11 protein-coding genes and 1 pseudogene are annotated in these 11,759 nt (G+C 66.2%); 4 read left to right on the top strand and 8 right to left on the bottom strand.

All coding sequences use genetic code 11. The features are described from left to right. The 7 genes and pseudogenes from ACFPU0_RS21015 to ACFPU0_RS20985 form a co-directional block, all read right to left on the bottom strand. Nucleotides 1-482: pseudogene (locus tag ACFPU0_RS21015) on the bottom strand (4-hydroxyphenylpyruvate dioxygenase); the annotation flags it as partial. Between the two features lie 142 nt (nucleotides 483-624). Continuing rightward, entirely contained in the window at nucleotides 625-1,257 is a 633-nt protein-coding gene (gene maiA / locus ACFPU0_RS21010; RefSeq protein WP_377695216.1) for a maleylacetoacetate isomerase, read from the bottom strand. A gap of 302 nt (nucleotides 1,258-1,559) precedes the next feature. Next, the gene (locus tag ACFPU0_RS21005) at nucleotides 1,560-3,644 is read right to left on the bottom strand and encodes an LTA synthase family protein (protein ID WP_377695215.1); all 2,085 of its coding nucleotides are present in this window, start codon (nucleotides 3,642-3,644) and stop codon (nucleotides 1,560-1,562) included. Between the two features lie 304 nt (nucleotides 3,645-3,948). Then, complete coding sequence (locus ACFPU0_RS21000) at nucleotides 3,949-5,385, bottom strand: catalase (RefSeq protein WP_377695214.1); 1,437 nt, start codon at nucleotides 5,383-5,385, stop codon at nucleotides 3,949-3,951. A 154-nt stretch (nucleotides 5,386-5,539) separates the two neighbouring features. Next, nucleotides 5,540-6,421, bottom strand: coding sequence for an RNA polymerase sigma factor SigJ (gene sigJ / locus ACFPU0_RS20995; protein ID WP_377695213.1), 882 nt, complete (start codon nucleotides 6,419-6,421; stop codon nucleotides 5,540-5,542). A gap of 1 nt (nucleotide 6,422) precedes the next feature. Then, entirely contained in the window at nucleotides 6,423-6,854 is a 432-nt protein-coding gene (locus ACFPU0_RS20990; RefSeq protein ID WP_377695212.1) for a carboxymuconolactone decarboxylase family protein, read from the bottom strand. Nucleotides 6,855-7,199: 345 nt separating this feature from the next. Next, nucleotides 7,200-8,129: a LysR substrate-binding domain-containing protein gene (locus ACFPU0_RS20985; RefSeq protein WP_377695211.1), complete on the bottom strand. Its 930-nt coding sequence runs from the start codon at nucleotides 8,127-8,129 to the stop codon at nucleotides 7,200-7,202. Between the two features lie 174 nt (nucleotides 8,130-8,303). Between ACFPU0_RS20985 and ACFPU0_RS20980 the strand changes: the two genes are divergently transcribed. The 3 genes from ACFPU0_RS20980 (at nucleotide 8,304) to ACFPU0_RS20970 (ending at nucleotide 10,378) form a co-directional block, all read left to right on the top strand. Continuing rightward, a complete protein-coding gene (locus ACFPU0_RS20980; protein WP_377695210.1) occupies nucleotides 8,304-9,629 on the top strand; it encodes an MFS transporter in 1,326 nt (441 codons plus the stop codon). Nucleotides 9,630-9,804: 175 nt separating this feature from the next. Then, nucleotides 9,805-10,125 carry a DUF2025 family protein gene (locus tag ACFPU0_RS20975; RefSeq protein ID WP_377695209.1) on the top strand — a complete coding sequence of 107 codons (321 nt, stop codon included), beginning with the start codon at nucleotides 9,805-9,807 and terminating at the stop codon, nucleotides 10,123-10,125. Nucleotides 10,126-10,138: 13 nt separating this feature from the next. Further along, nucleotides 10,139-10,378 carry a helix-turn-helix domain-containing protein gene (locus ACFPU0_RS20970; protein WP_377695207.1) on the top strand — a complete coding sequence of 80 codons (240 nt, stop codon included), beginning with the start codon at nucleotides 10,139-10,141 and terminating at the stop codon, nucleotides 10,376-10,378. Between the two features lie 96 nt (nucleotides 10,379-10,474). On the opposite strand, the gene ACFPU0_RS20965 is transcribed toward ACFPU0_RS20970, so the two are convergent. Then, nucleotides 10,475-11,131 carry a methyltransferase family protein gene (locus ACFPU0_RS20965; protein ID WP_377695206.1) on the bottom strand — a complete coding sequence of 219 codons (657 nt, stop codon included), beginning with the start codon at nucleotides 11,129-11,131 and terminating at the stop codon, nucleotides 10,475-10,477. A 116-nt stretch (nucleotides 11,132-11,247) separates the two neighbouring features. Here ACFPU0_RS20965 and ACFPU0_RS20960 point away from each other — a divergent pair, with 116 nt between their 5' ends. After that, nucleotides 11,248-11,628, top strand: a complete 381-nt coding sequence (locus ACFPU0_RS20960; protein WP_377695205.1) for a hypothetical protein — start codon at nucleotides 11,248-11,250, stop codon at nucleotides 11,626-11,628. The last annotated feature ends 131 nt before the right edge of the window (nucleotides 11,629-11,759 follow it).

The raw sequence follows: 11,759 nt of genomic DNA, 5'->3' as shown, positions 1-11,759 counted from the left end.
TCGATCAGCTTCAGGCCGGCACCTTTGGGATGGCGGTCGACGCCTTCGATGAACTCGAAGTCGATGTCGTAGATCGACGAGCCTTCGCCGAAGCGGTCGATCAGGTACAGCGGGGCGCCGCCAATGCCCTTGATCGCCGGCAGGCGCAGTTCCATCGGGCCGGTGGGGATGTCGATGGGCTGGGCGCCCAGTTCCAGGGCACGGGCGTAGGCCTGGTGGGCGTTCTTCACACGGAAGGCCATGCCGCAGACGGACGGGCCGTGTTCGGCGGCGAAATAGGCGGCCTGGCTCTTGGGCTCGTTGTTGAGGATCAGGTTGATCTCGCCCTGACGATACAGGTGCACGTCCTTGGAGCGGTGGGTGGCCACCTTGGTGAAGCCCATCATCGCGAAGATGGGTTCCAGGGTGTTCGGGGTGGGGGAGGCGAACTCGATGAATTCGAAGCCGCACAGGCCCATGGGGTTTTCGAAGATGTCAGCCATTTTTTTGCACCTCAAGCATGTATTGGAAGTATGGGTTCAATGCGAGGTGGCAGCTGGAGGCGCGCAGGAAATGCCGCGTACGCTGCGGGCGAGGTAGTCGCCTATGGTGACTTTGAATCCGAGGCTTTTCATGGGCGTGGCCTCAGGCCGGTCTGTCGGCTTGCTGGTCGGGGTGCGCCTGGACGAAGGCCGGATGCGCAAGTGCGAGGCGTTCGACCCGGGCGATCTTCGGATAGTGTGACAGGTCCAGATCGAAGCGTCGGGCGGCATAGACCTGCGGTAGCAGGTAGACGTCGGCCAGGCCCGGTTCGCCGAAGCAGAAGCCTTCATCACCTATCAAGGCTTCGACCGCATCGAAGCCTTCCGCGATCCAGTGGCGGCTCCAGCCCATCACCTCGGATTCCTCCACCTGCAGGCCGCGCAGGCGGTTGAGCACCGCGACGTTGTGCAGCGGATGGATATCGCAGCCGATGATCGCCGCTACCGCACGTTGGCGGGCGCGCGCTTCCAGGCCTTGTGGGAGCAGGGCCGGCTGGGGAAAGCGTTCTTCGAGGTATTCGATGATGGCGGGAGACTGGATCAGCACCTGGCCTTCGTCGGTACGCAGGCTGGGCACGCGACCCTGGGGATTGAGCGCCTTGTACTCGGGCTTGTGCTGCTGGCCGCCGTCCTGGATCAGGTTCACCGGGATATGCCGGGCTTCCAGTCCCTTCAGTGCCAGGGCGATGCGCACCCGGTAGGAGGAGGTGGAGCGGTAATAGGTGTAGAGATCCATTGCACTCACTTGGCTGCAGGCGGTCCGGGAGAATCCGGAAGCCGGCATTGTTATTTTCGTAATCAATTTACACTTTGCGTAATTTGGAGGCTTGGGGCGGGGCTGTCAAGCGGCGAGCGAGGGGCGGGGCGGAGCTGCTGGGGGCTTGCAGGGGGAACCTGTGGGGGCGAATTCATTCGCTAAGGGCCGCGCAGCGGCCCCATGGAAGCATCGCAGGGCAGACCTGCGGTCTGCTTAGCGAATGAATTCGCCCCCACACAGTAAAAGCAGAAGCGGCCCGGCATTACGCGGGGCCGGGGCCATCACTGATGTTGCTTGGCGTCCTCGACACCCGCGGTGTTGTTCAGCAGGCTGCCGGTGGCGGTCTGCAGGAAGGCTTCCAGGTATTTCTGCAGGCGTGGGTCGCTGTCGCCGGGGATGCGCTCTACCTTGGCATCGGCGCCCAGCTGGTACTGGTACAGGCGCGCCGGGAAGTCCTTGGGCTGGACCAGGATGCGGTCGCTGCTGACGATGGCCACGGTCTGGTCGCTGCCGGACGGCTTGATCACGCCGATGCCCGGGTCGCCCTCGGGCAGGTTGAGCAGGTCGCGGCCCCAGCACTGGTGGCGAACCTCGCCGCCGAGGCGGCCCATGATGGTGGGCACCACGTCTATCTGGGTACCGACGTTCTGGTTGAGGGTGCCGAACTTTTCCTGCACGCCGGGACCGACCAGCAGCAGCGGCACGTTGAAGCGGAACAGGTCCATCTCGGTGAGCTGCTTGTCGCTGCCGAAGCCATGGTCGCCCACGACCACGAACAGGGTGTCCTTGAAGTAGGGTTCCTTGCGCGCCTTCTCGAAGAACTGGCCGAGGGCCCAGTCGGCGTAGCGCATGGCGGTCAGGTGCTCGTCGAGGCCGCCATGGCCGGTGACCTTCTCCACCGGCAACTGCGCCGGCAGGGCATAGGGGGTGTGGTTGGAGAGGGTCTGCAGCAGGGCATAGAAGGGCTTGTCGGTGGGCATCTTCGCCAGCTCGGCGGCGCCGCGGTCGAACATGTCCTGGTCGGACACGCCCCAGGTCTTGTCCATGAACACCGGATTGACGAAGTCCTCGCGGCCGATGAAGCGGGTCATGCCCTGGTTGCTGAAGAAACCGGACTGGTTATCCCACTGGAAGTTGCCGTTGTAGACGTAGAGGTCGTTGTAGCCACGGGCGCTGAGCAGCTGCGGCAGGCCGGAGAACTTGTGCGCGCCCTCGGGGGTGCGCATCAGGTATTCGAAGCTCGGCAGGTTGGGGAAGCAGGCCATGGTGGCGAACATCCCCTGGTGGGTGTGGGTGCCGTTGGAGAAGAAGCGGTCGAACAGCAGTCCTTCCTTGGCCAACTGGTCGAAGTAGGGGGTGATGCCGTCCTGATTGCCCATGGCGCCGACGTAGCGGCCGGCGAAGCTTTCCATGAGGATCACCACCACATTGCGGATCGGCAGGGTGCCTGCGGCCGGCGGCGTGAAGTCGCGGCGAATCGCGGCCTTGTCGGCGTCCACCAGCTTGTCGTTCGGCGTCAGCAGCATCTGGCGCACGCTGGCCAGGGCTTCATCCTCGGGCAGGGTGGCCTTCCAGGCATGGTCGCGGTGGGAAGAGAAGCTGTTCTTGGCGGCGTCCACCAGGGTCAGGGTGCCGTTCAGGCCCAACTGGTTGGCGAACATGGAGTCGGTGGTGAAGGCATCGCCCCAGCGCAGCGGTGGCCCCTGGCGCAGGTGGCCGCGAGCGGCGGCCACGGCCACCACCAGACAGATCATGAAGATCGCCAGGCGACTGAACCAGGGCGCATGGCGGCGGGTGGCGGGCTGGAGGGCGGCATTCGCGCGCGGGCGGCTCGCCAGGTCCAGGCCGCGGAACATCAGGTAGAGCAGCGAGGTGGCCAGGGCCCAGGCGATCAGGTAGCGGCCCACCGGGAAGCCGTTCCAGATCATGCTGGCGACCGTGCCCAGGTCTTCCTGCAGGTACTGGAACACCAGGCTGTTCAGGCGCTGGTGGAATTCGCGGTAGAAGTCCAGCTCGCTGATGCCGAGGAACAGGGTCAGGCTGGCGAAGGCGGTCAGCCACAGCCGGTGCAGGCCGCGGGCGGCCATGGCGCGAACGCTGAGCAGGGACAGCAGCAAGGGGATGCAGGCGAACACCACCACCCGCAGGTCGAAGCGCAGGCCGTTGTAGAAGGCTTCGGCGAAGACCGAGGCCGGGCTGTCGCCAATCTGGTCGCTGTTGTACGCCAGCAGCGCGACCCGCAACAGGCTGTACATCACCAGCAGCGCACAGGCGCTGAAGAGGGTGAAGGCCAGGTGGCTCTTGACGGTGGGGCTGTTCAGGCTGAACGAAGCCTGCCGGGTGGTTACGGGTTCCTGTGCGGTCATGCGATCAAGCATCCATAGATCTACTCAAGACGGGGCGGCGCCTCTGGGAGAAGGCCGGGGGCAAGTAGACCACCTGATGGCACATTGGTTCCAGATGGGCCCGCCGAAGCCGACGGACTTTGCCAGAGAAAGTGTGAAGAAAACGTCGAACGGGGGAGGGGGGCGACGCCAAGGTGTGTCGGACTGTTTCGATGCTGCGGGGGCGATTGGGAGGGATACTGTGTATCCCCTGTAGGAGCGAGCTCTGCTCGCGAAGTGCTCCAGTTCGCGAGCAGGGCTCGCTCCTACGAGGTTCTCCCAGGCGTCAACCCAGGCCGAGCGCCTTGGCTACGCCAGCCCCGTAGGCCGGGTCTGCCTTGGTGCAGTTGGCGACATGCCGCTGCTTCACTTCCAGCGGCGCGTCGCCCATGGCGCGGGCCGTGTTGTCGAACAGCAGTTGCTGCTGCGCGGGCGTCATCAGGCGGAACAGTTTGCCGGGCTGTTCATAGTGGTCGTCATCCACCCGGTGGTCCCAGTAGGCGGCATCACCCTCCAGCGGCAGCGGCGGTTCGGCCAGTTCCTGGCTGTCCTCCCAGATGCCCTGGCTGTTGGGGTAGTGGGCGATGGTGGAACCGGCGTTGCCGTCGGTGCGCATCGCGCCGTCGCGGTGGTAGCTGTGGTAGGGGCAGCGCGGGGCATTCACCGGGATCAGGTTGAAGTTCACCCCCAGGCGGTAGCGCTGGGCATCGCCGTAGGAGAACAGCCGCGCCTGGAGCATCTTGTCCGGCGAGAAACCGATGCCGGGCACCACGTTGGCCGGCGAGAAGGCCGATTGCTCCACTTCGGCGAAGTGGTTGTCCGGGTTCTTGTTCAGCTCCATCACGCCCACCTCGATCAGCGGGTAGTCGGCATGGGGCCAGACCTTGGTCAGGTCGAAGGGGTTGTGCGGGTGCTTGCGCGCCTGCTCCTCGGTCATCACCTGGATGGACAGGGTCCAGCGCGGGAAGTCGCCCTTCTCGATGCTCTCGTACAGATCGCGCAGGTGGCTTTCGCGGTCCGCGCCGATCACCTGGGCAGCCTCGCTGTCGCTGAGGTTCTCGATGCCCTGCTGGCAACGGAAGTGGAACTTGACCCAGACCCGCTCGTTCTTCGCGTTGAGCATGCTGAAAGTGTGGCTGCCGAAGCCGTGCATGTGCCGGTAGGTCTTCGGGATGCCGCGGTCGCTCATGACGATGGTGATCTGGTGCAGGGCTTCCGGCAGCAGGGTCCAGAAGTCCCAGTTGTTCGTGGCGCTGCGCAGGCCGGTGCGTGGGTCGCGCTTGACCGCGTGGTTGAGGTCGGGGAAGCGCAGCGGGTCGCGGAAGAAGAACACCGGGGTGTTGTTGCCGACGATGTCCCAGTTGCCTTCGTCGGTGTAGAACTTCACCGCGAAGCCACGGATGTCGCGCTCGGCATCCGCGGCGCCGCGTTCGCCGGCGACGGTGGAGAAGCGCAGGAAGAGCGGGGTCTGCTTGCCCACCTTGGAGAAGATGCTGGCACGGGTATAGCGGGTGATGTCATGGGTGACGGTGAAGGTGCCGTAGGCAGCGGCGCCCTTGGCGTGCATGCGGCGTTCGGGGATCACTTCGCGGTCGAAGTGGGCGAGCTTCTCGATCAGCCAGATGTCCTGCAGGAGGGCCGGGCCACGGGGGCCGGCGGTCTGGATATTGAGGTTGTTCACCACCGGGGCGCCGGTGGCGTTGGTCAATTTCTTTTCGGTCATCACGGACCTCTCCTTGGGGCTTTCACGGGGCCTGGCGGCGACTTCGGCAAGCTTGGCCGGGGTGCTGCGCCAGCGTCCGGATCAGCTTAGTCAAGACCACCCACGTGACAGTACCGGCCGTCGTCGCTCTGCATGTAGGAAAGCGACTACAAGCTCAGTGGGCGATATCCAGACCCGCCAGTTTCTCCGGATTGCGCAGGATGTAGATGTTGCTGACCCGCCCCTCGCCGTCGTAGGCGAAGGTGACAGTGGCCGCCACATCTTCGCCACTGGCCAGGATCACCCCGCGTCCGCCGTTGAGGTCGGCGGGCAGCCAGCGGTAATCCGCCCAGTAGCCGCGAAGGGCGCCGAGGACGAACTCCAGCACTTCGGCCTTGCCATGCAGCACATGGCCGAGGGTCGGCACCTTGCCGCCGCCGTCGGCGCAGAGCTCCACCTCGTCCGCCAGCAGGGCGGTCAGCCCCGTGGTGGCGCCGCTGGCGATGGCGCTGTGGAAGGCCTCCAGCAACTGCTCCTGGCGCTCCCGTGGCGGCTGGTGGCGCGCCTTGCCGTCGACCAGCGCCAGGCGTGCGCGGGAGACCAGCTTGCGGCAGGCGGCTTCCTGCACGCCTAGGGCCCCGGCCACGTCCGGGTAGTCCAGGTCGAAGATGTCATGGAGCAGGTAGGCGGCGCGTTCCCGGGGCGTGAGACGCTCCAGCAGCAGGAGGAAGGCGGTGGACAGCGAGGAGGAGAGTTCCAGCATCTGTTCCGGCGACTCGGTGATTTCGCTGTGGATGGGCTCCGGCAGCCAGGTGCCCACGTACTCGACCCGCGCCCGGTGCGCCAGGCGCAGTTGGTCGATGCAATGGCGGGTGCAGAGGGTGGTCAGCCAGGCGCGGGGGTTGTCCAGGGCGGCGGGATCGCTCTCGCGCCATTTGAGGAAGGTTTCCTGCACCGCATCCTCGGCATCGCTGCGCGAGCCGAGAATGCGGTAGGCCAGGTTCAGCAGGAAGCGGCGGCTGTCCTGGAAGACAGCCGTGGCATCGGTTGCTCTCACGTCAGTGCCTCGATATCTGGATGCGGTTCCAGAGGTTGATCATCGCCACGGTGGCGGTCAGCGCACCTATCTCCACCTCGGTGAAATGCTCGCGCAGGGCGGTGCGCAGGGCAGCATAGTCGGTCCGGCGGTCGAGCTGGGTAAGGGCTTCGGTCCAGGCCAGGGCCGCCTTCTCCTTCGGGGTGAAGTCGCTGCAATGGTCCCAGACCACCAGGCGGTCCAGGCGTTCGTCGGTTTCGCCATCGTCCCGCGCCTCGCGGGTGTGCATCTTCACGCAGAAGGCGCACTGGTTGAGCTGCGAGGCCCGCAGTTGCACCAGGTGGTGCAGGCTGCGTTCCAGGCCGAGGGCGTCCAGGGGCGTGTGCACTTCGCCCATGGCATCGATCACTTCGGGGATGACCTGCTGGTAGTTGAGGGGGCTTGCGGGCGTCATGCTGGATTCCTCATTCGGGGTTGGAAGGGGTTACACCTTCACGACGAACCAGGGTTTCCGTTTGTGACGCGGCCTCGAAAATCTTTCGCCATGGGGGAGGTGGAGCTGCGCTTGAAGGAGTTTCCATGTCAATCGGCAAGGGTGGAAATTCCTTTGGGGATCCCACCATCGGTGTCTTGCACGGCCTCGCTGGTGGATAGAAAAGCGCTATCCCCCTACAGGGCTGATCTGGTAGGGTGCGCCGCGCGCACCAAGGGTTGAGCGAGGCGCAGGGGCCGATCCCGCAATCGGTGCGCATGGCGCACCCTGCGGTGGCGCAAGTGCTCGCGATGGGTATCGCTTCGCTCAGCGGAACGCCGCCCGACCCATCCTGCTGTCGCGGAGGGCGGCGGCCTCGCGGGTCACCAGTTCGACGAAAGCCAGGGCCAGGGGCGAGCGCTCGCCGCGCTTGCGCACCAGCCAGACGGCGGTGGTGGCGCCCGGGTCCAGCAGGGTGCGGTAGACCACGCCGTCCACCCGCGTGCGGCGGAACGAGGCCGGCAGCACGGATACTCCCAGCCCTGCCGATACCAGGCCGATGATGGTCATGGCCTCGCTGGCCTCCTGGGCGATGCGCGGCGAGAAACCGGCCTCGCGGGCGAGCGCGAGCAGCTGGTCGTAGAGGCCGGTGCCGAAGGTGCGGGGGAAGAACACGAAGGGTTCCCCGGCCAGGGTGGCGATGGCGATGCCCTCTTCGCTGCCCTGGGCCAGGGGGTGGTCGGCCCGCAGCACCGCCACCAGGGGCTCGTTGAACAGTTCTACCGCCAGCAGGTTGTCCGGCAGGGCGAGGGGGCGGATCACCCCGACCTGCAGGCTGTCCGCCAGCAGCGCCTTGACCGTTTCGGCGCTGCTGCTCTCGGTGAGCTCCAGGTGCACGTCGGGGTAGGCCTGGCGGAAGGCGTGGATGCTGCGGGGAATGGTGGAGGTGAAGGGCGCCGAGGAGGTGAAGCCTACCTTCAGTTCCCCCAGTTCGCCGCGGTGGGCGCGGCGCGCCACCTGGACCGCCTTGTCCGCCTGCACCAGCACCTGGCGGGCTTCGTCAAGGAAGCGGCGGCCGGCTTCGGTCAGCTCCACGCGGCGGTTGGTGCGTTCCAGCAGGCGGGCGCCGATCTCCTCCTCCAGTGCCTGGATCTGTTGGCTCAGGGGCGGCTGGGAGATGCCCAGCTGTTCGGCGGCCCGGCCGAAGTGCAGTTCTTCGGCGACGGCAATGAAGTAGCGCAGGTGTCTCAATTCCATAGGGGCGGCCTATCGATATGTTTTGAGTATCAAATATGTCGAACAATATATTGGAGATAATATAAACCGCTCGATATCCTTTGCCCCATAACCCCAACAACGAATTCCCCAGCCCCTGATCCAGGCGGCACGGCCTCGTTGTGCCTGCTCGCCGCAAACTCCCGAAGGTGCCCCGTGAGCAAATCCCAGGCAGTACTCAAGACCGAAGACGAACCCGCGTTTAGCGAGGCGGCCCGTGATGCAGCCGCCGAGCTGCCCGGCGCCGCCGCCAACGATCCCGAACTTCCCACCTACATCCGCAAGGGCACGCCCCAGTTCCGCCGCACCTCGCTGGCGCTGTTCTCCGGCGGTTTCGCCACCTTCGCCCTGCTGTACTGCATCCAGCCGATGATGCCGGTGCTGTCCAAGGCCTTCGCCATCAGCGCCGCCCAGAGCAGCCTCGCGCTCTCGGTGTCCACCGCCATGCTCGCCCTCGGCCTGCTGGTGACCGGCCCGTTGTCCGACGCCATCGGCCGCAAGCCGATGATGGTGATTTCCCTGATCGCCGCCGCCCTGCTGACCCTGGCCAGCGCGGCCATGCCGACCTGGGAAGGCGTGCTGGTGATGCGGGCCCTGGTGGGCCTGTCCCTGAGTGGTCTGGCCGCTGTGGCCATGACCTACCTGAGCGAGGAAATCCATCCGCAGCACCTGGGTCTGTCCATGGGGCTCTACATCAGCGGCAACGCTATCGGTGGCATGAGCGGGCGCCTGCTCAGCGGCGTGCTGGTCGACTTCGTCTCCTGGCACGTGGTCCTGGCTGTGCTGGGCGGCATGGGCCTGGTGGCCGGCCTGGTATTCTGGCGGGCATTGCCGGAGTCGAAGCATTTCCGCCCGACGCCGCTCAAGCCGTCCACCCTGATCGAGGGCTATCGCCTGCACTTCCGGGATGCCGGCCTGCCCTGGCTGTTCCTCATCGGCTTCCTGCTGATGGGCGCTTTCGTCACCCTGTTCAACTACATCGGCTACCGCCTGCTGGCCGCGCCCTTCCAGATGAGCCAGGCGCTGGTGGGCGTGCTCTCGGTGGTCTACCTGTCGGGCATCTACAGTTCGGCCTGGGTCGGCTCCCTGGCCGACAAGCTGGGTCGGCGCAAGGTGCTCTGGGCGACCATCCTGCTGACGCTGGGCGGCCTGGTGCTGACCCTGTTCAGCCAACTGGGGGTGATCCTGGCCGGCATGGCGATCTTCACCTTCGGCTTCTTCGGCGCCCACTCGGTGGCCAGCAGCTGGATCGGCCGCCGCGCCCAGCGCGCCAAGGGCCAGGCCACGTCGCTGTACGTGTTCAGCTACTACGTCGGCTCCAGCCTGGCCGGTACCCTGGGCGGCCTGTTCTGGCACCACTACGGCTGGGAAGGCATCGGCCTGTTCGTCGGCACCCTGCTGGCGGTGGCGGTGGCCGTGGCCCTGCACCTGGCGCGGTTGCCGGCGCTGCCCGGCAACGCCATCGTCCAGCCGGCGCACTGAGTGCGGAGGCGCACCTCCGGCCCGCTTGCCGGAGGTGCGACAACCTGTCCCCCGCCGCGCTATCCCGGACAAGCGGCGGGGCTGGCAGAATGGCTCGCCTACCCACCGGCCAGAGTGGGGGATTCCTGCCTTACATGCGTGCGCAACCCTCTCCATCCAGACCGGGAAGTACAGCATGAGCATCACCTCCGCCGATATCTGCAACGCCGCCGACGCCCTCGAGGGGTTCGTCGGATTCAACCGCAAGCTGGGCAAGTACATCGTGCGCTTCAGCGAGGACTCGTTCGGCATGGACGTGCCTGACGACAGCATCATCCCGGCCTGCGAGTTTGTCTGGGCGGCGAAAGCCGGCCAGGTGATGACCTTGAGCCGCGAATGCCTGCAGATCCTGCTGGACCAGAACATCAACGACCGCCTCAACTTTTCCGACGCACTGCTGGTCTACCTGCGTCGCACCGACCTGCCGGAGATCAGCGCCGAGCGCCGCCGCCTCTGAAAGGGGCGCCGGCATGAGCGAGCGCAACTTCGCGCGGGTGTTCAAGCAGGAAGCCAGCTCCACGCCGGCCGAGTTCGTCGAGCTGGCGCGTATCGACGCCGCCCCTCGTCTGGCCGAGGAGTCGGACATCCCCTTGAAGCGCCTGGCCGACGAGGTGGGCTACGCCAATATCGACGGCTTCCGCCGCGCCTTCCAGCGCCGCCTGGGGGTGACGCCGAGCGACTACCGGGCACGATTCAAGGTGGATGGCTGAGGTCATGCGCAAGCGCCGGTCCCGGCTTGTGGGGCGGCCGGATTGGCCATCCTTGCCTGGCGCAACTGCATCAAGGCCTGCGTGGACTGAAGGTCTTCAGTAGATCCCCGGGATCAGCCGCGAAGTGCGCGCGCAGTAGGCCTCGTATTCCGCGCCGAACTCGGTGCGCAGCAGCGCTTCTTCCGCCTGGATGCGGGCGAGCAGGGGCGGCAGGGTCAGCGCCACCAGCACCAGGCCGGCTCCGGAGCGGAAGGCCAGGGCCCAGCCGAGGGTGCCGATCATCAGGCCCAGGTAGCTGGGGTGACGGATGGAACCGTAGATGCCATCGGTCACCAGACGATGGCCGGGCTGGATCGCCACCAGGCCGCTGAAGCGGTTGCCCAGCACGAACACGGGCCACAGCCGCAGGGCACCGCCGACGGCGAAGAGCACCACGCCCAGCCAGCGCACGCCGTCGCCGCCGAAGGTCCAGACGTCGAGGCGATCGGTGTAGGCCGGGAGGAAGGCGCTGAGCACGCCGATCACCCCGAACACCGGCAGCACCCAGCGATTGCGCCGGTCTTCCCGCACACCGCTGCTGAGGTTTCCGCCGGAGAAGGGCGCCAGGCCCGCGAGGACGAAGAGCACCAGGGTCAGGGCCACCAGCGGCGGCTGGCCGAAGAATGCGCCGAACCCGCCCCAGCCGAGGATGGCCAGGCCCAGGTAGGCGAGGGTGCCGGCGAGGGTGGCGAGCAGCAGGTTGGCGCGGGACATGGCGGAGCACCTCCTCGAAGGGCATCGACAAGGCATTTGACCGCGGGCGCCGCGGCGCGTGCCAGGGGCAGTGCTATAACTGAAGACCTTGGGGGATTCAGCGCGGAGGGGCCTTCATGGGACGCCTCGGAATCCTGTTCCTGGCCATGCCGGGCGCCTGGGCCGCCGGCTATGGCGACGGCGGCATGTACTACGGCCTCGGGCCCTACCTCGGTACCACCTATTACCGCAGTGGCCCCTTGCAACCCTACGTCTCGCCACCGCCCCAACCCTTCGCCGACCTGCCGCCGCAGCCCTTCGTGGTGGTGCCGGAGTACCACCAGTTCCACGACGCTCAATTGCCCCGTGTCAGCACCGAACGGCCGCAGGTCCTGATCCGCATCTTCGATCCGGCGCTCGGGGTGTACCGGGATGAGGCGGTGCGGGACGGGGAGGGCGTGGTGGAGGAAGAGCCCTGTGATGGGATCGGCTGCGGTAACGACCTGTACATGCGCTGAGCGGGGACCAGCTTTGGGAGCTTCCACGCCAATCGGCGCGTAGGGTGGAAATCCCTTTGGGGATTTCCACCATCGATACCTTGCAATGCCTCGCTGGTGGATAGAAAAGCGCTATCGACCCTACACGGCTG

Source organism: Pseudomonas sp. GCM10022186, from assembly GCF_042656385.1.
Lineage (GTDB): Bacteria > Pseudomonadota > Gammaproteobacteria > Pseudomonadales > Pseudomonadaceae > Metapseudomonas.
Note: the sequence above shows the minus strand (reverse complement) of the source record. Positions and strands in the feature narration are given on the sequence as shown.